Source organism: Sediminicoccus sp. BL-A-41-H5 (genome assembly GCF_050632405.1).
Taxonomy (GTDB): Bacteria; Pseudomonadota; Alphaproteobacteria; order Acetobacterales; family Acetobacteraceae; genus Roseococcus.
The window spans coordinates 1,271,871-1,293,062 of the sequence record NZ_CP192601.1; the positions used below are offsets into that span (position 1 = coordinate 1,271,871).

At 68.6% G+C, this 21,192-nt stretch carries 22 protein-coding genes; 6 read left to right on the plus strand and 16 right to left on the minus strand.

Features of this window, described 5'->3' with window-relative positions; genetic code table 11:
• Nucleotides 1–10: 10 nt before the first annotated feature.
• The 7 genes from ACQ860_RS06360 to ACQ860_RS06390 all read right to left on the minus strand — a co-directional run bounded on the left by ACQ860_RS06360 (nucleotide 11) and on the right by ACQ860_RS06390 (nucleotide 7,863).
• Nucleotides 11–643: a hypothetical protein gene (locus tag ACQ860_RS06360; RefSeq protein WP_431302573.1), complete on the minus strand. Its 633-nt coding sequence runs from the start codon at nucleotides 641–643 to the stop codon at nucleotides 11–13.
• A gap of 217 nt (nucleotides 644–860) precedes the next feature.
• Nucleotides 861–1,322 carry a hypothetical protein gene (locus tag ACQ860_RS06365; RefSeq protein ID WP_431302574.1) on the minus strand — a complete coding sequence of 154 codons (462 nt, stop codon included), beginning with the start codon at nucleotides 1,320–1,322 and terminating at the stop codon, nucleotides 861–863.
• A 43-nt stretch (nucleotides 1,323–1,365) separates the two neighbouring features.
• Nucleotides 1,366–1,938 carry a pyridoxamine 5'-phosphate oxidase family protein gene (locus tag ACQ860_RS06370; RefSeq protein WP_431302575.1) on the minus strand — a complete coding sequence of 191 codons (573 nt, stop codon included), beginning with the start codon at nucleotides 1,936–1,938 and terminating at the stop codon, nucleotides 1,366–1,368.
• Nucleotides 1,939–2,000: 62 nt separating this feature from the next.
• Nucleotides 2,001–5,117 (minus strand): efflux RND transporter permease subunit, encoded by a 3,117-nt coding sequence (locus tag ACQ860_RS06375; protein WP_431302576.1) that lies wholly within the window; start codon nucleotides 5,115–5,117, stop codon nucleotides 2,001–2,003.
• Nucleotides 5,114–6,268, minus strand: a complete 1,155-nt coding sequence (locus tag ACQ860_RS06380) for an efflux RND transporter periplasmic adaptor subunit (protein ID WP_431302577.1) — start codon at nucleotides 6,266–6,268, stop codon at nucleotides 5,114–5,116. Before ACQ860_RS06380 ends, ACQ860_RS06375 begins: the two co-directional genes overlap by 4 nt.
• 130 nt (nucleotides 6,269–6,398) lie before the next feature.
• The gene (locus ACQ860_RS06385; protein ID WP_431305729.1) at nucleotides 6,399–6,776 is read right to left on the minus strand and encodes a YraN family protein; all 378 of its coding nucleotides are present in this window, start codon (nucleotides 6,774–6,776) and stop codon (nucleotides 6,399–6,401) included.
• On the minus strand, nucleotides 6,769–7,863 hold the full coding sequence (locus tag ACQ860_RS06390; protein ID WP_431302578.1) for a threonine aldolase family protein: 1,095 nt from the start codon (nucleotides 7,861–7,863) through the stop codon (nucleotides 6,769–6,771). The genes ACQ860_RS06385 and ACQ860_RS06390 overlap by 8 nt, the downstream gene beginning before the upstream one ends.
• A gap of 67 nt (nucleotides 7,864–7,930) precedes the next feature.
• Here ACQ860_RS06390 and ACQ860_RS06395 point away from each other — a divergent pair, with 67 nt between their 5' ends.
• Nucleotides 7,931–8,485, plus strand: a complete 555-nt coding sequence (locus tag ACQ860_RS06395) for a DUF4337 domain-containing protein (protein ID WP_431302579.1) — start codon at nucleotides 7,931–7,933, stop codon at nucleotides 8,483–8,485.
• On the opposite strand, the gene ACQ860_RS06400 is transcribed toward ACQ860_RS06395, so the two are convergent.
• The 8 genes from ACQ860_RS06400 to ACQ860_RS06435 form a co-directional block, all read right to left on the minus strand.
• A complete protein-coding gene (locus ACQ860_RS06400; RefSeq protein ID WP_431302580.1) occupies nucleotides 8,486–8,956 on the minus strand; it encodes a type II toxin-antitoxin system RatA family toxin in 471 nt (156 codons plus the stop codon).
• Nucleotides 8,956–9,930, minus strand: coding sequence for a lipoyl synthase (gene lipA / locus ACQ860_RS06405; RefSeq protein WP_431302581.1), 975 nt, complete (start codon nucleotides 9,928–9,930; stop codon nucleotides 8,956–8,958). Before lipA ends, ACQ860_RS06400 begins: the two co-directional genes overlap by 1 nt.
• A gap of 194 nt (nucleotides 9,931–10,124) precedes the next feature.
• Nucleotides 10,125–11,519, minus strand: coding sequence for a dihydrolipoyl dehydrogenase (lpdA, locus tag ACQ860_RS06410; RefSeq protein ID WP_431302582.1), 1,395 nt, complete (start codon nucleotides 11,517–11,519; stop codon nucleotides 10,125–10,127).
• Nucleotides 11,520–11,522: 3 nt separating this feature from the next.
• Nucleotides 11,523–11,999 (minus strand): GNAT family N-acetyltransferase, encoded by a 477-nt coding sequence (locus ACQ860_RS06415; RefSeq protein WP_431302583.1) that lies wholly within the window; start codon nucleotides 11,997–11,999, stop codon nucleotides 11,523–11,525.
• A 164-nt stretch (nucleotides 12,000–12,163) separates the two neighbouring features.
• Nucleotides 12,164–13,444, minus strand: a complete 1,281-nt coding sequence (locus ACQ860_RS06420) for a pyruvate dehydrogenase complex dihydrolipoamide acetyltransferase (protein WP_431302584.1) — start codon at nucleotides 13,442–13,444, stop codon at nucleotides 12,164–12,166.
• Nucleotides 13,445–13,458: 14 nt separating this feature from the next.
• Nucleotides 13,459–14,793: a pyruvate dehydrogenase complex E1 component subunit beta gene (locus ACQ860_RS06425; protein ID WP_431302585.1), complete on the minus strand. Its 1,335-nt coding sequence runs from the start codon at nucleotides 14,791–14,793 to the stop codon at nucleotides 13,459–13,461.
• A 1-nt stretch (nucleotide 14,794) separates the two neighbouring features.
• Nucleotides 14,795–15,757, minus strand: coding sequence for a pyruvate dehydrogenase (acetyl-transferring) E1 component subunit alpha (gene pdhA / locus ACQ860_RS06430; protein WP_431305730.1), 963 nt, complete (start codon nucleotides 15,755–15,757; stop codon nucleotides 14,795–14,797).
• 231 nt (nucleotides 15,758–15,988) lie between these two features.
• A complete protein-coding gene (locus ACQ860_RS06435; protein ID WP_431305731.1) occupies nucleotides 15,989–16,291 on the minus strand; it encodes an FtsB family cell division protein in 303 nt (100 codons plus the stop codon).
• Between the two features lie 194 nt (nucleotides 16,292–16,485).
• Here ACQ860_RS06435 and ACQ860_RS06440 point away from each other — a divergent pair, with 194 nt between their 5' ends.
• The 3 genes from ACQ860_RS06440 to ACQ860_RS06450 all read left to right on the plus strand — a co-directional run bounded on the left by ACQ860_RS06440 (nucleotide 16,486) and on the right by ACQ860_RS06450 (nucleotide 17,896).
• On the plus strand, nucleotides 16,486–16,761 hold the full coding sequence (locus tag ACQ860_RS06440; RefSeq protein ID WP_431302586.1) for a hypothetical protein: 276 nt from the start codon (nucleotides 16,486–16,488) through the stop codon (nucleotides 16,759–16,761).
• A gap of 490 nt (nucleotides 16,762–17,251) precedes the next feature.
• Nucleotides 17,252–17,551 carry a hypothetical protein gene (locus ACQ860_RS06445; RefSeq protein WP_431302587.1) on the plus strand — a complete coding sequence of 100 codons (300 nt, stop codon included), beginning with the start codon at nucleotides 17,252–17,254 and terminating at the stop codon, nucleotides 17,549–17,551.
• A 150-nt stretch (nucleotides 17,552–17,701) separates the two neighbouring features.
• Nucleotides 17,702–17,896, plus strand: a complete 195-nt coding sequence (locus ACQ860_RS06450) for a hypothetical protein (RefSeq protein WP_431302588.1) — start codon at nucleotides 17,702–17,704, stop codon at nucleotides 17,894–17,896.
• Between the two features lie 66 nt (nucleotides 17,897–17,962).
• Here ACQ860_RS06450 and eno read toward each other — a convergent pair whose 3' ends face one another.
• The gene (gene eno, locus ACQ860_RS06455; RefSeq protein ID WP_431302589.1) at nucleotides 17,963–19,240 is read right to left on the minus strand and encodes a phosphopyruvate hydratase; all 1,278 of its coding nucleotides are present in this window, start codon (nucleotides 19,238–19,240) and stop codon (nucleotides 17,963–17,965) included.
• Between the two features lie 103 nt (nucleotides 19,241–19,343).
• Here eno and ACQ860_RS06460 point away from each other — a divergent pair, with 103 nt between their 5' ends.
• Both ACQ860_RS06460 and zigA read left to right on the plus strand, forming a co-directional pair.
• On the plus strand, nucleotides 19,344–19,967 hold the full coding sequence (locus tag ACQ860_RS06460) for a DUF1826 domain-containing protein (protein ID WP_431302590.1): 624 nt from the start codon (nucleotides 19,344–19,346) through the stop codon (nucleotides 19,965–19,967).
• On the plus strand, nucleotides 19,964–21,157 hold the full coding sequence (zigA, locus tag ACQ860_RS06465) for a zinc metallochaperone GTPase ZigA (protein ID WP_431302591.1): 1,194 nt from the start codon (nucleotides 19,964–19,966) through the stop codon (nucleotides 21,155–21,157). Before ACQ860_RS06460 ends, zigA begins: the two co-directional genes overlap by 4 nt.
• The last annotated feature ends 35 nt before the right edge of the window (nucleotides 21,158–21,192 follow it).

The window sequence follows — 21,192 nt, forward strand, 5'->3', positions numbered from 1 at the left end:
GAAACCGGAACTATGGGCCCGGCGCAGCACGCTCGTGGGCAGGCACCTGGATGGGGCCGGAGGGGCCCATGCGGGTATGGGCGCGGACCTGGGCGACGCCATCGGCATCATCCTCCGCGGCGGCCTGGTCCTGGCCTTCCGCGCGCTGCTCGAAATACCGGCGCACGCGCTCGCGCCACATCTTGTGCTCCACCGCCGCAGAGTTGCGATAGGTGGGAGAGGCGATGACGCCCCGGACATCCGCCTCGGACCATTCCGCGGTGGGCGTCGCCTCCAGCCGCTCAAAAAGGGCGGCCTGCCGCTCGCGCGGCGTTCCCTGGCGAAACGCGCGATCCGCGCCGAAGCGCTCATCGCCAAACCGATAGGCCGCCGCAGAGGGGATGGCGTCCGGCCATTCGACGGGCAAAGGCCGATCCATCTTCGGCCGGTCGCGAGGCTCTCTCCACTGTTCTTGCGGCGTCCACACCAGTGTTTGCCCGGCACCCGAGCCACCATTTCGGATTCCGTCATCCACCGCAGCGCGGGCGCGGCGGACGATCTCCTCGTAACTTTGCGCATCCGCCCCGATGGCGAGTCCGATGGCGTTGTTGTGATCGTCCATCCTGCGAAGTTCAGGAGAATGTCGGGAGATGTGCGTTCCCAAAACCTCATTTCCCGTGACGATGCCGTAAGCGATCGCCCAGCCGAAACGCCGGCGCAGCTCCGCAGTACCAACGATGTGCCGGTAAGCATCCGCGGGGCCATCGAAGTAGCCGGGCAGCGGCTAGGCTTCCGCTTCGCGTTCCGCAGCACGGCCAACCGACCGCCAAAACATCCATTCACTCATCGTCAAATCTCCATGAGTAGCCCTCGCTCAAGTCTTAGGAGGAGTGGCAAGTCCACCAGAAGGGGGAATGCGAATCTGGCGGTTCAGGCGGAACGGGATCGCCCGCCTGATCGAGACGCAGCACGTAGAGACACAGGCGACCTGAATCGAACTGCCGCATCGGCTGCGAGAGCGATCGCTGCCCGCTCGCGGTTCGCCATGAAATCTGGAGGAGTGGCTCGAACTTGCGCGTCCGCATCATCGGGAACAGCGCGTAACTTGGCTCGCTTCCCCGGGGCAGCCCTGGCCGTGACGCGATCACGCGGCCATCGTAGTTGACGTGAACATCCAGCAGAGGCGCTTCGGAGGTCACGATCAACTGGGCCTCAGGAGGCCCAAAGGCCTCGTCGAAGGCCTCGCTGACAACATGGAACAGATACGCCGCCGCCAGACCGGCAAGGACCCCGCAGAACCAGGTGCGGACGCGGCTGTGCCTTGGCTTCGCTTCATCTGGCATGGATCTGCTCCAAAGTCAAGAAAAAATACCTAAATGATCCCTCTCACTTCGGCCGGAAGGGATCATCCGCCGGCAATATATCCCGGATGTAATCGCGCTGCTTCCATTCGGGGGCGGGCGGCTCGTGGCCCGGGCGCGGCACATGCGGCGAGGGCGTACCGGTCGCGAGATCGGGGATGTAGCGCGGGCAATTGGGGTAGATCTCCAGGCACTCCACCCGCACGACGCGGCTTTGCACGCCGTGGATGCTGGCGCGGCCGCTGATCCTCAGGCGCCGGCTTTGCCCGTCGAAGCGCAGAAACAGCAGGCCGACATTAGGATTGCGCGCGATGTTGCCGAGGGTGCGGAACATCGAGTTGCCGTCATATTCGGGCCATTCCAGCGTGCGTTCGTCCAGGATGGTGACGAAGCCCGGATCGCCCGCGCGGATGCTGCAATCCATGTGTTCGCCGTGCCCGGTGGCGATGAAGAAGAAGGGCGCGCTGGTGATCAGCGCCCGATCCTCCTCCCAGAACGCGCGGTGCAGCCGGCGTTCTTCGAGCGCATCCGCGACGCGCCGCCCGTCGGTCGCGTCCTGCCATTCCCGCATCCCCTCATGATAGAACGGACGTGTCATGTGGGCACCAATTCCTGGGGTCTGGGGCCTCTCGGCCCCAGCCGCCGGAGGCCCTTTTTGTTTTACTCCGCCGGCTGTGGCGCCGTCTTCGGCCGGAAGCGCCGTGCGATCCAGCTCTCGAACCGGTCCACATAGAGGTAGCAAACCGGCACGAAGATCAGGCTCAGCAAGGTGGAGGTGATCAGCCCGCCGATCACCACCAGCGCCATGGGCGCCCTGAATTCGTTGTCGGCGCCGATGCCGGCCGCGATATGGGCCATGCCGGCGACCATGGCGATGGTCGTCATCACGATGGGCCGCGCCCGCTTGCGCGCGGCTTCCATGATGGCGGCCTCGCGCCCCAGCCCGTCTTCCTGGCGGATCATGATGGCGTATTCGACGAGCAGGATGGAGTTCTTGGCGACGATGCCCATCAGCATCAGCACGCCGATCACGGCCGAGACGCCGAGGGATTTCTGCGCGATGAGCAGCGCCATCAAGGCACCACCGAGCGAGAGCGGCAACGCGCTCATGATGGTCAGCGGCTGCAGGAAGCCGCCGAAGAGCAGCACCAGCACCAGGTAGACCAGCAGCACGCCGGTGCCGAGCGCGATGGCGAAGCCGCCGAAGAGCTCAGCCATCACTTCCTTGTCGCCCGTCGCCTGTTCGCGCACGCCCTCCGGCAGGCGCTGCATGATGGGCAGCGCGTTGACCAGCTTCACCGCCTCGCCCAGGGGCAGGCCGTTGAGCTCGGCCTCCACGGTGGCTTTCCGCTGGCGGCCCAGGCGGTCAATCTGCGCGGGGCCCGCGCCATGGCCGATCTCGGCCACGCTCTCGATGGGCACCATGATGCCGGCGCGGCCTTCCACGCGCAGGCCGCGCAGCGCCTCGGGGTCGGCGCGGGCGCGTTCATCCAGCATGACGCGGATGGGGATCTGGCGGTCTGTCAGGGTGAAGCGCGGCAGCAGCTGGTCCACATCGCCGATGGTGGCGATGCGGGCCGTGGCGCCGATGCTGGCGGGCGAGACGCCCAACTCCGCCGCGCGGTCCTCAATCGGCCTGATTTGAAGCTCGGGCCGCGCGAGCGAGGCGGTGGAGCGGGCGCCGGCCAATTGCGGCAGGCCACGCATCTCGGTCTCGAGCTTGCGGGCGGCCTCCGCCAGCGCCGCGCCATCGGCGCCGACCAGCGTGATCTGCAGCCGCGCGCCGCTCTGGCCATCGGCGCCGAAGCGCACGCGGGCACCGGGGATCACGTCCAGCAGCGGGCGCACCGCGGCCTCGAACTGGTTCTGCGTCACGCGGCGCTCGCTGCGCGGCAGGAGGGTCACGGTCAGGTTTGCCGTGCGCGGATCGCCCGCGCGGGTGGTGCTGCCGAGGCCCGGCCCGCCCACGCCGGTGTTGGAGGTGCCCATGCTGGCGAAGACGGAGACGACCTCGGGTCGTGATTTCAGGATGCGCGTCGCCTGCTGCACCACCTGCTCGGTGTCGGCCAGCGAGGCGCCGGGCGCCAACTCGATCGCGATGGAGGAGCGGCCGCGATCCGCGCCGGGCACGAAATCCTGCGGGATATAGGGCACGAGGGCCACGGAGAGCGCGAAGAAGCCGATCCCGCCGGCCATGGTGGTCAGCCGGTGGCGCAGGCACCAGGCGAGCAGCGCGTAGTAGCGCTTGGCGAGCCATGAGTCGGGCGGCTCGGGCGCGTGGTGCGGCTTGAGAAAATAGGCGCCGAGCAAGGGTGTGAGCAGCCGCGCCACGATGAGCGAGAAGGCGACGGCCGCGGCCACCGTCAGCCCGAATTGCCGGAAGAACTGGCCCGGGATTCCCGGCATGAAGGCGACGGGGACGAAGACGGCGAGGATCGCCGCCGTGGTCGCGATGACCGCGAGGCCGATCTCGGAGGAGGCGTCCAGGGCCGCGCGATAGACGCTGATGCCGGGGTTCTGCCGGATATGGCGGACGATGTTCTCGATCTCCACGATCGCGTCATCCACCAGCACGCCCACCACCAGCGTCAGGCCCAGGAGCGTCACGTTGTTGAGCGAGAAGCCCAGCAGATACATGACGAAGAAGGTGGGAATGAGCGAGAGCGGCATGGCGATGCTCGCCATCACCGTCGCCCGCCAGTCGCGCAGGAAGAGATAGACCACGAGCATGGCGAGCAGCGCGCCGATGATCAGCGCCTCCACCGCCGCATGGAAGCCGGCCAGCACGAAGGTGACGGTGGTGGTGACGACGTTGATCGTCACCTCCGGGTGCTCGGCCATCACCTCGCGCGCCTTGGCCATGACGCCCTCGGCCACGCGCACCTCCGAGCTGTCGCGCGTGCGCAGGATCTCGAAGGCGACGACGGGGCGGCCATCGAGGCGGGCCGCGGTCCGGACTTCGGCCGTCGCGTCCTCGACATCGGCGATGTCGCCAAGGCGCGCGAAGCGGCCATTGCTGAGGATGATCCGCCGTTCGCGCAGATCGGCGACCGTGACGGCGGCCCCCAGCGTGCGGATGGATTGCTCGCCCGTGCCGATATTGCCGCGCCCGCCGGCCAGGTTGATGTTCTGGTCGCGCAGTTGCGCGTTCACCTGGTTGGCGGTGATGCCGAGAGCCACCAGCCGCTCGGGCCGCAGCGCCACGCGGATCTCACGCTCCACGCCGCCCACGCGGTTGATCTGCGCCACACCGGGCACGGAGAGCATGGCGCGCGCCACCACATCATCCACGAACCAGCTCAGTTCGGAGACGGTCATGCGCGGCGAGGCGATGGTGAAGGTCACGATGGCGCCGCCCGTGGCCTCCACGCGCGTGATCACCGGGTCACGGATGCCGGCGGGCAGGTCGGCGCGGATCTGGGCGATCTTGTCGCGCACGTCATTCGTCGCGCGATCAATGTTCTTGCCGAGGGTGAATTCGATGACGGTGGTGGAGCTGCCATCCACGACGGTGGAGGAGATGCGCTTCACATCGCCGAGGCCCGCCACAGCATCCTCGACGCGGCGCGTCACCTGCGTTTCCAGCTCGGAAGGCGCGGCGCCCTGCTGCACGACGGAGACGACGACGGCGGGCAGATCAATGTCGGGCGAGTTGTTGATGCGCAGATAGGGGTAGGAGAAGAGGCCCGCCACCGTCAGCAGCAGGAAGATCACGATGGTGGCCACCGGGTTGCGGATGGCCCAGCCCGAGATGTTGCGATGCTTCTCCTCGATCACGGCGCGACGCGCACCAGATCGCCATTCACCAGGAAGCCGGCGCCGGCGGTGACGACGCGCTCACCGGGGCGCAGCCCCTCGGTGATCTCGACCAGGCCATCCTGCCGCGCGCCGGTGACGAGGCGGCGCATGGTCACACGCTCGGCCCCCTCGGGCAGCACGAAGGCCTGGGGCGCGCCCTCCCGGAAGACGATGGCCGACGCCGGGACCATCAACGCCTCGCGCGAGGTGCCTTGGATCTCGGCGCGGGCGAACATGCCGGGGCGCAGGCCGGAATCGGAGGGCAGCGCGATGCGGACCAGGCCGAGGCGGGTTTCGGCGGCGACGACGGGGGCGACGAGCCGCACCTCGGCCGCGATCTCGCGCCCGCCATGGCGCACCGTGGCGCGTTGCCCGGCACGGACATCGGCCAGCTCCAGCTCGGGCACGCGGGCCTCCAGCTCCAGCCGGTTGTCACGCAGGATGCGGAACAGCTCCTGCCCCTGCCCCGGCACGGCGCCGATGCGGACCGAGACGCGGGAGACGAGGCCATCGGTGGGTGCGAGGATGCGCGTCTGCGCCATGCGGGTCTCGACCTCGGCGAGGCGCGCGCGGGCGGATACGAGGCGGGCCTCGGCCTGCCGGGTCGCGGATTGGCGCTGCTCCAGCACCTGGCGGGAGCCGGTCTGGCTGCGGACCAGCGTCTCGGAGCGGGCCTCCTCCTGGCGGGCGAAATCGAGGAAGGCCTCGGCCTCGCCGATCGCGGCCTGGGCCTGCGAGGCCTGCGCGGCCAGCACGCTGTCATCCAGGCGGGCCAGCAATTCGCCGGCGCGGACAGGCATGCCCTCGTCCAGCGGGGCTTCGACGATGCGCAGCCCGCCCACCTCGGTGCCGATCACCAGTTCCTGCCAGGCCACGATGGAACCATCGCCCACCACGGTCCCGGCCAGTCGGCGCGTGACCACGGGGCCGGCGGCGACGGTCAGCGCCGGCACGGCGACTGAGCGGGCCGGCGGCGGCGGGGGCGGGTTCGCCTGGCGCCACATCACGGCGGCCACGCCGCCCGCGGCCAGGACCACGACCCAAAGCACGGGCCAGAGCCAGCGGCGGCGGGGCGATGGGGGTGCGGTGGCCTCCTGCGGCGCCTCGATCGGGATCGGGCGGTCCAACATGTTCATCTCCGACGCCGAGCGTCGGGCAGGGTTGCACGCAGGCTCATGGGGGCAATCTGATCCTGCGCCCCGGGGTGGTCAACGCGAAAGCGGCAGGCGCAACAAGCTGTCACAGAGCCTTGCCGGAACGTCATGTTTCGCGAAGCGCGTCCATGATCCGCCGCACGCTTCCATCGGCGGCGACGAGCATCACGTCGAAGCGGATTCCGCGCCCGCCATGGCCCGGGTGGTGGGCCAGCCAGATCTCCGCCGCGGCCATGAGGCGGGCCTGCTGGCGGGGTGTGAGGGCGAAGGCGGCCTCGCGCCAGCTCGGGCGGGCCTTCACCTCGATGAAGGCGAGCAGGCCGTCCTTTTCCGCGATCAGGTCCAGTTCGCCGGCCGGGGTGCGGTGGCGCTCGGCCAGCACCTGCCAGCCCTCGGCCAGCAGCGCGGCGCGGGCGATGGCCTCGGCGTCGCGGCCGCTGCGGTCGGCCCGCGCGCCGCGGCGTTGACGGGCGAAGTCAGGCAGCCAGGGCCTCGCGGATCGCGGTCACGGCGTCCGGGATCATCTCGGCCGTCACGTCCAGATGCGTGCAGGCGCGCACCCGGCCGCCAAGGCCGCTCACCATGATGCCCTGGGCCATCAGGCGCTGCTGCAGCTGCTCGACCGTCACGCCCGTCGCCTTGATGTCGAAGAAGACGAGGTTGGTGTCGGGCTCCTCCACCACCACGCCCTCGATCTGGCGCAGGCCGCGGGCCAGGGCCTTGGCGTTGGCATGGTCCTCGGCCAGGCGCTCGATGTGGTGGTCGAGGGAATAGATGCAGCCGGCGGCGACGAAGCCGGCCTGGCGCATGGAGCCGCCGAGGCGCTGCTTCCAGCGCCAGGCCTGGCCGATGAACTCGGCCGAGCCGCAGAGCACGGCGCCGAGCGGCGCACCCAGGCCCTTGGTGAAGTCGAGCCAGACGCTGTCGAAATCCGCCACCATGTCCGCGGGGGCGATGCCGGCGGCGACGCAGGCATTCATCAGCCGCGCGCCGTCCATGTGGGTGTTCCAGCCCTGCTCGCGCGCGACGGCGGTGACGGCCTTCAGTTGCTCCAGCGGCCAGACCACGCCGCCGCCGATATTGGCGGTCTGCTCGACCTCGAGGAGCTTCTGCGGCGGCGCGTAGCGCGTGCGCGGGCGGATGGCGGCGCGGACGTCATCGGCGGTGAAGAGGCCGCGATCCCCCTTCAGCGGCAGGATCTGCACGCCGGTGAGTGCGGCATGCGTGCCGCCCTCGCTGTGCAGGATGTGGCTGGTCTCATGCGCCAGAACCTCATCGCCCTTGCCGCAATGGGTGAGGATGGCAATCACGTTGCACATGGTCCCGCTCGGCAGGAACATGGCGGCTTCCTTGCCCATCAGCGCGGCCATGCGGTCGCACAGCTCGTGCACGGTGGGGTCGTCGCCATGCTGCTCGTCGCCCATCTCGGCGCGCATCATCGCGTCCTTCATGGCGGGCGTGGGGCGCGTCTGCGTGTCCGAATAGAGGTTGATGCGCACAGGCGGCGCGCCCTTGGGCGGGCGGGCGGGCGCGAAGGAGGTGGAGCGGGCGAAGGTGGGAGCTTGGACCATGCGTCCACGGTAGCGCGACGCGCGCGACTGTGGCATCCCCCCGTCCGCACATCTGGGGAGGGTTTTCATGGCTGGTGGACATGGCGCGCATCACGGCGGCGAGAACAAGGGCGTCGCCCTGGTGATCGCGATCCTGGCGCTGTTCCTCGCACTGGCCGAGGTGGGGGCGAAATCGGCGCAGACGGAGGCGCTGAACGCCAATATCGAGGCGGCGAATCTCTGGTCCTTCTTCCAGGCCCGCACCATCCGCCAGACCCAGGTGCGCACCGCCGCCGAGCAGGCCGAACTGACCCGCACCGAGGCGAATTCCGCCGCCACCACCGCCCAGCGGGAGCGCTGGACCAACACCGCCGCCCGCTGGGAGAGCGAGCCCGAAACGGGTGAAGGCCGGCGCGAACTCATGGCCCGCGCCCGCACGGCCGAGGCGCGGCGCGACAAGAACATGGATAAGTACCATATGTTCGAATACTCGAGCGCGGGCTTCCAGGTGGCGATTGTCGTCGCCTCCGCCTCGATCATCACGGGCGTGGTGCTGCTGGTCTGGCTGGCGGGGGCGCTGGGGGCCGTGGGCTTCGGGCTGATGATGCTGGGCTTCTTCGCGCCCAGCCTGATCCACTTCTGATCAGGCAGGCCGGACGGGCGTCGTCGCCCCGGCGGCCGGCACACGGCCATGCATCGCCATGGCCCGGCGCTCGAAGGCGCGGACCATGACGCGCACCGCCTCGTTGAAGACGGTGCCGATCACGGCCTGCAGCACGCGCGAGCGGAATTCGAAATCCACGAAGAAATCGACCTCCGTGCCCTGCGGCACGGGGCTGAGGCGCCAGGTGTTGTTCAGGTAGCGGAAGGGGCCGTCGAGATACTTCACCTGGACCAGGCCCGGGCGATCCAGCGCGACCTCGCTGCGGAAGGTCTCGCGGAACATCTTGAAGCCGATGGTGAGGTCCGCCACGAGCTGCTGCTCGTCGCGGCTCAGCACGCGGGCGGCGGCGCACCAGGGGAGGAATTCCGGGTAGCGGTGCACATCGGCCACGATCTGGAAGACCTGGTCCGGCGATTGCCGCAGGATGCGCTTCTCGGCGTGGGTGGGCATCAGGCGGCCAGCATCTTCTCGCGCGCGGCGCGCAGTTCGGCGAAATCGCGATCCGCGTGATAGGAGCTGCGGGTCAGCGGCGTGGCGGAGACCAGCAGGAAGCCCTTGGCGCGGGCGAGGCTCGCGTAATCCTCGAATTCCGCGGGCTCGACGAAGCGGGCCACGGCGGCGTGCTTCACGCTGGGCTGCAGGTATTGGCCGATGGTGAGGAAATCCACCTCCGCCGAGCGCAGATCGTCCATCACCTGCTGCACCTCGATCTTCTCCTCGCCCAGGCCGACCATGATGCCGGATTTGGTGAAGATGGAGGGGTCCAGCTGCTTCACGCGGTCCAGCAGGCGCAGCGAGTGGTAGTAGCGCGCGCCAGGGCGGATGGTGGGGTAGAGGCGTGGCACGGTTTCGAGGTTGTGGTTGAACACATCCGGCCGCGCCGCGACGACGACTTCGAGCGCGCCCTCCTTGCGGAGGAAGTCGGGCGTCAGGATCTCGATGGTGGTTTCGGGGGCGGCGGCGCGGATGGCGCGGATGGTCTCAGCGAAGTGCTCGGCGCCGCCATCGGCCAGGTCGTCGCGGTCCACGCTGGTGATGACGACGTGGCGCAGGCCGAGCTTGGCCACGGCATCGCCCACGCGGCGCGGCTCGTCATGGTCCAGCGGGTTGGGCATGCCGGTGGCGACATTGCAGAAGGCGCAGGCGCGGGTGCAGGTCTCGCCCATGATCATCATGGTGGCGTGGCGCTGGGACCAGCACTCGCCGATATTCGGGCAGGCCGCTTCCTCGCAGACGGTGACGAGCTTGTTGTCGCGCATCAGGGCGCGCGTCTCGTGGTAGATCGGGTGGGTGGGCGCCTTCACACGGATCCAGGCGGGCTTGCGCTGGATGGGGTTGTCGGGGCGCGCGGCCTTTTCCGGGTGGCGCTCGGCGCCCCGCTTGGTGGTCTTGTCCTGGCGATGGTCGATTTCGATGCGGGCCATGATGCCTCCCCATATAGCGCGCCGGGCTGCAATCACAGCCCCGGCCCGCCACGCCGAACCACCAAAATCGGGTGCTCTGCCCCGAGAATTCGGCCGCAACGCGGCCGGCGCCGCCCAACCGCCCTATTGACCTGGCGCGGCCGGGGCGCGGCGAAGCCAAGCGCGCGGAGCGCGCGCCCGGCGTTTGAGGGCGGTTAGATGTGTATTACGCGGCCATAGGCGTCGAGCACGCTCTCATGCATCGCCTCGCTCACCGTCGGATGCGGGAAGACGGTGTGCATGAGGTCGGCCTCGGTCGTTTCCAGCGTGCGGGCGATGCCGTAGCCCTGGATCATCTCCGTCACCTCGGGGCCCACCATGTGGGCGCCCAGCAACTCGCCGGTCCTGGCGTCGAAGACGGTCTTCACGAAGCCCTCGGGCTCGCCCATCGCGATGGCCTTGCCATTGCCGATGAAGGGGAAGCGGCCGACGCGCACCTCATGCCCCTTGGCCTTGGCCGCGGCTTCCGTGAGGCCCACCGAGGCCACCTGCGGTCGGCAATAGGTGCAGCCTGGGATGTTCGTGATGTCCATCGCGTGCGGGTGCAGGCCCGCGATGTTTTCCACGCAGATGATCCCCTCATGGCTCGCCTTGTGCGCGAGCCAGGGGGCGCCCGTGATGTCGCCGAAGGCATAGACGCCCGGCTCGCCGGTGCGGCCCATGGCGTCGGTCACGATATGGGTGCGGTCCACCACCACCTTCGTGCCCTCGAGGCCGAGATTCTCCGTGTTGCCGACGATGCCGACGGCGGAGATCAGGCGGTCGGCCTTCAGCTCCGTCACCTTGCCATCGGCCTCGATCACGGCCGTCACGTCATCGGCACCCTTGCGCACGCCCTGGACGCGCGCATTGGTGATGATCTTCATGCCCTGCTTCTCGAAGGCCTTGCGGACGAAGGCGCTGATCTCGGCATCCTCGACGGGCAGGATGCGGTCCATCACCTCGACCAGCGTCACCTCGGCGCCCATGTTGAGATAGAAGCTGGCGAATTCGGAGCCGATGGCGCCCGAGCCGACGACGATCAGCTTCTTCGGCAGGGCGGTCGGCGTCATCGCCTCGCGGTAGGACCAGATGAGCTTGCCGTCCGGCTCCATGCCCGGGATGACGCGCGCGCGCGCGCCGGTCGCGAGCAGGATGTGCTTGGCGGCGAGTTCCGCCACCGGCTTGCCATCCTTGGTGACGGAGAGCTTGCCGGGGCCGGCCAGGGCACCATGGCCGTCGAAGACCGTGACCTTGTTCTTCTTCAGAAGATGCTTCACGCCGCCCGAGAGCTGGGCCGCCACGCCGCGCGAGCGCTTGATGACCTTGGCGAAGTCGAAGCGGATATTGTCCGCCGCGAAGCCAAAGCTATCCAGGCTGTGCAGCAGGTGGTTGATCTCGCTCGCGCGCAGCAGCGCCTTGGTCGGGATGCAGCCCCAGTTGAGGCAGATGCCGCCCAGGTTCTCGCGCTCGACCAGCGCCACCTTCATCTTGAGCTGTGAGGCGCGGATGGCGGCGACATAGCCGCCGGGCCCGCCGCCCACCACCACCACGTCGAAACTCTCGGCCATTGTTCAGCCCTTTCCTGCAAGCCGGATGAGGGCCTGGCCGCTCACCCGCTGATCCGTCCACTCTTCTCGCGGCACCGCCCCCATCGCGCGATAGGCGGCGATGGCGGGGGCGTTCCAGTCCAGCACATTCCATTCCAGCGCGGCGCAGCCTTCTTCCACCGCGCGCGCGGCGAGCAGGCGGAACACCGCGCTGCCCAGGCCCTGCCGCCGATGCGCCGGCTCGATGAAGACATCCTCGATCCAGATGGCGGGCCGGCCGAGGAAGCTCGCGAAGGTGCGGTACCAGACACAGACGCCGACGGCGCGGCCCCCCAGTTCCGCGAGCATGGCCTGGGCCGCCGGGCGTTCCCCGAAGAGCCAGGTCCGGAAATCATCCGGCGTCGCGTGGAACTCCGCGAGGTGCTTCTCGTATTCGGCAAGCCCACGCACGAGGCGGAAGACCTCGTCCACATCCCCAATGGCTGCGTCACGCCAGGCCAAGCCTTACCTCCCAACACGCCCATTGCGGGGCCCCGCCGCGGCTTTGCCGTGGCGGGAGGAACAACGATGAAAATCCAGGAGCCCATCCGGCCCCCCCGCGAAGGCTTCGGTGGCGCGGCGACGCCAAGGGCGTCGTTGAACCGGCGAAGACTTCGTGGGGAAAGTCACAGCATCAAGGAGAGGGGGTTCTCGATCAGCCCCTTCAGCGTCGCCATGAATTCCGCCGCGAGCGCGCCATCGATCACGCGATGGTCCACGCTGAGGTTGCAGGTCATGACGGTGGCGATGGCCAGCGCGCCATTCTTCACCACGGCGCGCTGCGCGCCGGCGCCCACGGCCAGGATGCCGGCCTGGGGCGGGTTGATGATGGCCGCGAAGTGGCTGACGCCATACATCCCCATGTTGGAGATGGAGAAGCCGCCGCCCTGGAACTCCTCGGGCTTCAGCTTCCCGGCCTTGGCGCGCGAGGCGAGATCCTTCATCTCGTTGCTGATGGTGGCGAGGCCCTTGCGGTCCGCGCCCTTCACGATGGGCGTGATGAGGCCATCGGGAATGGCGACGGCCACGCTGATGTCCACCTCGTTGAACTGCAGGATCGCTTCATCCGTCCAGGCGGCGTTCACGCCCGGATGGCGGCGCAGCGCCACGCCGCTGGCCTTGATGATGAGGTCGTTCACCGAGAGCTTGAAGGCGCCCGGACCGTCCTTGGGCGATTGCGCGTTGAGGTCGGCGCGCAGCTTCATCAGCGCGTCGAGTTCGATGTCCATCGCCACGTAGAAATGCGGGATGGTGGCTTTGCTCTCCGACAGGCGGCGGGCGATCACCTTGCGCATGCTGCTGTTGGGCACGGCGGTGGTCGCGCCGATGACCGGCGCCGGGGCGGCAGACGGGCGCGGCGCGGGGGCGGCAGCCGGGGCCGGGGCGGCGGCGGCCGGGGCGGGCGCGGCGGCGGCAGCGGGGCGGTTCATCGCCGCCTCGATATCGGCCTTCACGATGCGACCCTGCGGGCCCGAGCCCTTGATCGAAGCGAGGTCCAGCCCCGCCTGCGCCGCCATGCGCTTGGCGAGCGGCGAGGCGATGGCGCGCTCGCCGGCATGCGCCGCGGGAGCGGCAGCGGGCGCCGCAACCGGCGCAGCGGCGGGTGCGGGCGCCGCTGCGGACGGCTTCGGCGCGGCCGGCGCGGCGCCGCTTGGCGCGGCCTCGCCCGGCTCCACCAGCACGGCGATGGGCGCGTTCACCTTCACGCCCTCGGTGCCGGCGGGGACCAGGATCTTGCCCAGCACGCCCTCATCCACGGCTTCCACTTCCATGGTCGCCTTGTCGGTCTCGATCTCGGCGATCACGTCGCCCGCCTTGATCGTGTCGCCCTCGGCCTTCAGCCATTTGGCAAGGGTGCCCTCCGTCATCGTCGGCGAGAGGGCGGGCATCAGGATGTTGGTCGCCATCTGTCGCGCTCCTCTCAGCGATAGGTCACGGAACGGGCGGCATCCACCACCTGTTCGACGCGCGGCAGGGCCAGCTTCTCAAGGTTCGCGGCATAGGGCATCGGGATGTCGAGGCCATGCACGCGGACCGGCGGGGCATCCAGATCGTCGAAGCAATGCTCGATGATCTGCATCGCAAGCTCGGCGCCGATGCCGGCGAAGGGCCACCCCTCCTCCAGCGTCACCACGCGGTTGGTCTTCTTCACGCTCGCCACGATGGTGTCGATGTCGAGCGGGCGGAGGCTGCGCAGGTTGATCACCTCGGCGCTGATGCCCTGCTCGGCCAGCTTTTCCGCGGCCTGCATCGCCATGCCCACCATGATGGAGAAGGCGAGGATGGTGACGTCCGTGCCCTCGCGCTCCACCTTGGCCTTGCCGATGGGCAGGATGAAATCCTCGTCGGTCGGGCATTCGAAGCTGTGCCCGTAGAGGATCTCGTTCTCCAGGAAGATGACCGGGTTGGGGTCGCGGATGGCGGCGCGCAGCAGGCCCTTGGCGTCCGCCGCACTCCAGGGTGCGACCACCTTCAGGCCCGGGCAATGCGCGTACCAGCTCGCGTAGCACTGGCTGTGCTGGGCAGCGACGCGGCTCGCGGCACCATTGGCGCCGCGGAAGACGATGGGGCAGCCCAGCTGCCCACCCGACATGTAGAGCGTCTTGGCGGCCGAGTTGATGATCTGGTCGATCGCCTGCATCGAGAAGTTGAACGTCATGAACTCGACGATGGGCTTGAGGCCGGTGAAGGCCGCACCCACCGCCATGCCGGTGAAGCCGTGCTCGGTGATGGGCATGTCCATCACGCGCTTCGGGCCGAACTCGTCCAGCAGGCCCTGGCTGACCTTGTAGGCGCCCTGGTACTGCGCGACCTCCTCGCCGATCAGGAAGACATCGGGGTCGCTGCGCATCTCGGCGGCCATGGCGTCACGGAGCGCCTCGCGCACCGTCATGCTCTTGGTCGGGCCCCAATCCTTCTCGGCGCTCACGGCGCGCGGCGCCGCGGGAACCGTCGCGGGGGCGGCCGCAACCGGCGCGGGCGCGGCCACGGGGGCAGGTGCGGCCTTGGGGGCACCACCGCCATCCAGCTCCGCGATGGGGGCGTTCACCGCCACATTCTCGGTGCCCTCGGGCACGAGGATGCGCGTCAGCGTGCCCTCATCCACGGCTTCCACTTCCATGGTCGCCTTGTCGGTCTCGATCTCGGCGATCACGTCGCCGGCCTTCACCGCATCGCCTTCCTTCTTCAGCCACTTGGCGAGCTTGCCCTCCGTCATGGTGGGGCTCAGCGCCGGCATCAGGATCTCGACACCCATCTTACTTGGCCTCCAGCAGAACGTCGGTCCAGAGTTCGCTCTCCGGCGGCTCGGGGGATTCCTGCGCGAAATCGGCGCTGTCCTGGACGATCACCTTCACCTCGTCATCAAGCTTCTTGAGTTCCGCCTCGGTGACACCCTGGCCGAGCAGCATGGCGCGCGCGGTCTCCAGGCAGTCATGCTGCTCGCGCATCTTCTGCACCTCCTCGCGCGTGCGATACTTCGCGGGGTCGGACATGGAGTGGCCGCGATAGCGGTAGGTCTTCATCTCCAGCAGATACGGGCCGAGGCCCGCACGGCAATGCGCCACCGCGCGCTGCGCCGCCTCATGCACGGTGATGACGTTCATGCCGTCCACCTGCTCGCCCGGGATGCCCCAGGGGCTGCCGTTCTGGGAGAGGTCGCGGCTGGCGGAGGCGCGGTCCACGCTCGTGCCCATGCCGTACTTGTTGTTCTCGATCACGAAGATGCAGGGCAGCTTGAACAGCGCGGCGAGGTTCAGGCTCTCATAGACCTGGCCCTGATTGGAGGCGCCCTCGCCGAAATAGGCGACGGCCACATGGTCATTGCCGCGATACATGTTGGCAAACGCAAGGCCCGCGCCGAGCGAGACCTGGGCACCCACGATGCCATGGCCGCCATAGAACCCCTTCTCGCGGCTGAACATGTGCATGGAGCCGCCCTTGCCGCGCGAATAGCCGCCGATGCGCCCGGTCAACTCGGCCATCACGCCGCGCGCCTCCATCCCGGTGGCCAGCATGTGGCCGTGGTCGCGGTAGGAGGTGATGACCTGGTCGCCGGGCTTGAGTGCCGCCTGCATGCCGACCACGACCGCTTCCTGGCCGATGTAGAGATGGCAGAAGCCGCCGATCAGGCCCATGCCATAGAGCTGCCCCGCCTTCTCCTCGAAGCGGCGGATCAGCAGCATGTCACGATAGGCCTGGAGGAGCGCGTCACGCCCCATCGCGGGCTGCTCGGCCGCGCCCTTGGCGCGACGCTTGGCGGGTGGGGCTTTGGCGGCCATGGATCTCTCCCTGCGTGATCATCGCTGATTACGCCGCCCCGGGAGGCTGTGCAAGCATGGAAGGGATGGCAAAATCCCGTTGCATTGCAACGCAATGCGACGATTAACTGATTATCGGTTAACGTCCTTGGCGATGCCGCAGCGCAACAATCGGTCGAAGCCTTTGATTGTTCAGAAAAGCCGCTGGCCGGGCGGATAGGGGATCACGATCTCCTCGCGCGTCGTCAGATTCAGCATGGCCCGCGCCCGCTCTTCCAACTGGTCGGGATCGAGCTTGTCGCCGCGCATGGCGTTCACCCGGCGCTCGGCCGCCTCACGCTCGGCGGTGGCGCGGTCGCGCTCCAGGCGCGCGGCGGCGATCTCGGCCAGGCGCTGCTCGCGCGCGATCAGGCCGCGATCCCCATGCGAGGCGTGCCAGACGAAGAAGGCCGCGATGCTCGCCAGGATGACCGGCGGCACCAGCAGCTTCAGCATGCGGATCAACCACCGCCCGAAATTCATGAATGCCCCCAGGAGCGCATCCCCCGACGCGCGAATCCGACAGAATCACCATCCGGCGGCGCATGCAAGGGTTTCCGGCGTGGCTTTGGCTCGAAGGAACACAAGGCATAGGATTTTATTGCTTTCTAGATAAAATAGGAATATGGTCTGCTCCGAAAGGAGATCCCATGGCCAATTCCATCCGCATCACCGAAGTGGATCTGCGAAGCGCCATGCGCGAGCCACGCTATTGGCAGAACGGCCACCCGGAGCGCGACGCCTTCGCCGCCTGGGTCCGCGGCGGCTTCGGCGCGCTCCGTCCGCGCGATGGTGCCGCCCGCGGCGCCGTCTGGGTGCGGCCCTATCGGCGGGAGGGCAAACCCGTCGCCGGCCATTGGCGCAGCCCGCCGCCAGGTGGCACCGGGGCCGACCCTGGCGCCCTGCCGCCCGGGACCATCCAGTAAGCGAATTGGCGACAATCCCTGCTGAACCGGCTGAGGCGTGGCCCGGCCGATGGCCGGGGCGGGCGAGGACGGCGGCCGAACAATGAGGATCGGCGCACCCCGCGGCCAACCCTGCCGCCGCCCGCCGCGCCGGAGGACGAGGTTGGCCAGCGCCTTGACCGGCTGCTGCGGGACCGGCTGACGACGCCCGATCCGGAGAAGCCCTTGTTGCAAGGGGCGAATTCCAGTGGCGCCGCGACGGCGGACCAAGGCTGCGCGAGCGCGACATCCGTGATTTGCATCCGCGGGGGGAACCGCGCGTCGATGGAGACACCCTGATCTACCGTCTGGATGAGAACAGGCAAATCACCGTCAGGCGCAGCACGACATTCCGAGACACACCCTTCCCCGCCATGGATGTGCAGCAGCGAATTGTGCTGCCTGATGGCCGCGAGCGATGGCTGACGATTCACAAAATTCGCCATCGCTTGGCTGACTAGGAGGGAACATCATGGTTCAGGCTGGCAATAATGACCTGCCAGCCCGTTGCAACACGGACATCATGCGCGGAATGGTCCATGTGGATGGCCGATCGGCACAGTTGGCGCTGCGGGACAGAGCCTTCGAGATGCTGGAGGTCTTCAACACGCGTTCAGGCCTACCCGGAACACGTCTCAGCAATGCGTGGCGCGGCGAGCATGATTGGCGCGTCCAGCTGCTTCAGCACCGGGACCTCCGGTACAGCGAACCACTGGCGTTCTTCGCACCGCTGACCGCGGCGCTCCAGCGCCGCGGAATCCCCGACTTGTAGGGAACCTTTGTAAGCGCGAGCACCATCACCTCCCCTACGGCCGTCTGGCATATCCCGGCCGAAGCAGCGCTGATCTCCAATTTCTTCGAGGCGCATCGGAACGGCTTTCACATCCTCTTCCCCGAGGATCGCAGCTTCGCGATCCACGCCATGGAGGATGTGTGCGCCGCCATCGCCGGCCCCGAAGCCTTCCTGCGCGAGGCTCTGCTGCCGGAATTCCAGGGCGAAGCGGCGCTGGCCCACCTCAAGGATGCGATGGACGAGGAATATGGCGAGGCGGCCTTCGCCAGCGTGCTGGACCATTACGGCCCCTTCCTCCTGGAAGACCTGGAGGATGGGGGCTGATCCGCGCAGCCTGCGCCAAGGATCGGGGTCCGGGGCCTCTCGGCCCCGGCCGCCGGAGGCTTTTTTTCAGCGCTTCAGGATCGTCCGCCCCGCATAACGCGCCGCCGGCCCCAGATCCTGCTCGATGCGGATCAGCTGGTTGTACTTCGCCAGCCGGTCCGAGCGGCTGAGCGAGCCGGTCTTGATCTGCCCGCAATTGGTGGCGACGGCGAGGTCGGCGATGGTGAAATCCTCCGTCTCGCCCGAGCGGTGGCTCATCACCGCCGTGTAGCTGGCGCGGTGCGCCATATCCACGGCCTCCAGCGTCTCGGTCAGCGTGCCGATCTGGTTCACCTTCACCAGGATCGAGTTGGCCGTGGCGCGCTCGATGCCCATGGCGAGGCGCTCGGGGTTGGTGACGAAGAGGTCGTCACCAACCAGCTGCACCTTGGCGCCGAGGCGGTCCGTCAGCAGCTTCCAGCCCGCCCAGTCATCCTCGGACATGCCGTCCTCGATGGAGATGATGGGCCACTTGGCGCAGAGGCCCTCGAGGTAGGCCACCATGCCGGCGGCATCGAGCTTCTTGCCCTCGCCCTCCATGTCGTAGACGCCGTCCTTGTGGAATTCGGTCGCGGCGCAATCGAGGGCGAACATGACGTCCTCGCCCACGCGGTGGCCGGCGGCCTCGCAGGCCTTGGCGATGAAGGCCAGCGCCTCGTCCGCGCTGCCGATATTGGGGGCGAAGCCGCCCTCGTCGCCGACGTTCGTGTTGTGGCCGGCGGCGTGCAGCTGCTTCTTCAGCGCGGCGAAGATCTCGGAGCCCACGCGCACCGCATCCGCGATGCTGCCGGCGGCGACCGGCATGATCATGAATTCCTGAATGTCGATCGGGTTGTCGGCGTGCTGGCCGCCATTGATGATGTTCATCATCGGCACCGGCAGCGTGCGCGCATAGGCGCCGCCCACATAGCGGTAGAGCGGCAGGCCATGCGCCTGCGCCGCCGCCTTGGCGGTGGCGAGGCTGACCGCCAGCATCGCATTGGCGCCGAGGCGCGACTTGTTGGGCGTCCCGTCCAGCTCGATCATCATCTGGTCGATCTTCACCTGGTCGGCCGCGTTCAGGCCGCCAATGGCGTCGAAGATCTCGCCTTCCACATTGGCGACGGCCTTGAGCACGCCCTTGCCGCCATAGCGCGCCTTGTCGCCGTCGCGCAGCTCCACCGCCTCATGCGCGCCGGTGGAGGCGCCGGAGGGGACGGCGGCGCGGCCGCGGCTGCCATCATCCAGGATCACCTCCGCCTCCACCGTCGGGTTGCCGCGGCTGTCGAGCACTTCGCGGGCGATGATGTCGGCAATGGCGGGCATGGGTCGGTCCTTCCTGCTGCGATGCCCGCGCGGATAGGCCGGGCCGGGCGAAAGGGCAAGGTGAGGGCTTGTGCTGTGAGACGTATGTTATAATATCACATGTATGCCTCTCTTCTGCGAAGCCTTCGGCCCTGGGGCCAGCCAGCACGACGCCCCGCCTCGCGCGGTGATCGGCACGCCCGAGACGGTGCTGCTGACCGCACTCCGCCCCGATGTGGCGCTCGCCCTCTGGCTGCGGGAGGAGCCGGCGCATTTCGCGCGCCCGCTCAAACCGCTGCGCCAGGCCGGCCCCTTCCGCGCCCTGGCCGAGGGCACGCCCGAAGCGGCGCTCGATCTGATCTGCGAGCAATTGCCCGCCGGCGCGCCGATCGACCTGCTGTCGGACATGCTGCGCCTGTCGCACATGTTCGCGGCGCTGACCCGCAACGACCATGTGCGGCTGCGCTTCGACGGCATCACCGGCGATGCCTGCCGCAAGTTCCATGTGGATTCCGTGGGCTTCCGGCTGCTCGTCACCTATGCCGGCCCGGGCACCCAATGGAGCATGGGCGACCCGGATTCCGGCGCCGGCATCGAGGAGGTGCCGCGCTGCGCCGTCGCCCTTTTCCGCGGCCGCAAGCGCGAGGGGGCCACAACGCTGCACCGCTCCCCGCCGCTTTCCCATCTTCCCGAGGCGCAGCGCTCGCGCCTTGTCTTCTGCATTGACGAACCGGAGTGCTGCGCATGACGAAGCCGCTTCCCGTGACCGTCCTCTCCGGCTTCCTCGGGGCGGGGAAGACGACGCTGCTCAACCACATCCTCGCCAATCGCGAAGGCCAGCGCGTCGCGGTCATCGTGAACGACATGAGCGAGGTGAACATCGATGCGAACCTCGTCTCCAACACCGGCACCCTCTCCCGCACCGAGGAGAAGCTGGTCGAGATGAGCAATGGCTGCATCTGCTGCACCCTGCGGGAGGATCTGATGCAGGAGGTGGCGAAGCTCGCCGCCGAGGGGCGCTTCGACGCGCTGCTGATCGAGAGCACAGGTGTCAGCGAGCCCATGCCCGTCGCCGCCACCTTCGACTTCACGACGGAAAGCGGCTTCCGCCTGGGCGATGTGGCGCGGCTCGACACCATGGTGACGGTCGTGGATGCCCGGGCCTTCCTGGAGGATTACGCCAGCGCCGACACGCTGCGGAGCCGCGGCGAGAGCGCGGGCGAGGAGGATCACCGCCTGCTGGTGGACCTGCTGATCGAGCAGGTGGAATTCGCCGACACCATCGTGGTGAACAAGGCCGATCTCGTCACGCCCGAGGAGCTGGGCCGCCTCGCCGCCCTGCTGGCCACCTTCAATCCGACGGCCGAAATCCTCTCCACCGCGCATGGCCGGGTGCCGCTCGCCAAGGTGCTGGGCACCGGCCGCTTCGATATGGAACGCGCGCAGGCGGCGGCCGGCTGGCAGCAGGCGATGTCGGGCGCGCATCTGCCGGAGAGCGAGGAATTCGGCGTGACCAGCTTCGTCTGGCGCGCGCGGCGGCCGGTGCATCCGGCGCGCTTCAAGGCGCTGATCGAGGGCGACCTGCCCGGCGTGGTGCGCGCCAAGGGCTTCTTCTGGCTGGCGACACGCCCGGCATGGGTGGGCGAATGGCAACTCGCCGGCCGCATGGGCCGCCACCAGGGGGCAGGCTTCTGGTGGGCGGCGATCGAGGAGAAGCGCTGGCCCGAGGACCCCGCCTGGCGCGAGATGATCCGCGGCCTCTGGGTGGAACCGACGGGCGACCGGCGGCAGGAGATCGTCTTCATCGGCATCGGCATGGATGAGGCGAGGCTGCGCGCCGAGCTCGACGCCACGCTGCTGACGGATGAGGAATGGCGCGCCGGCGCAGGCGCCATGGGCCGCCTGCCGGACCCCTTCCCCGCCTGGTCCTCCGCCTGACGCCCCCCACTTGCGCGGCACGCGGCAAATGCCGT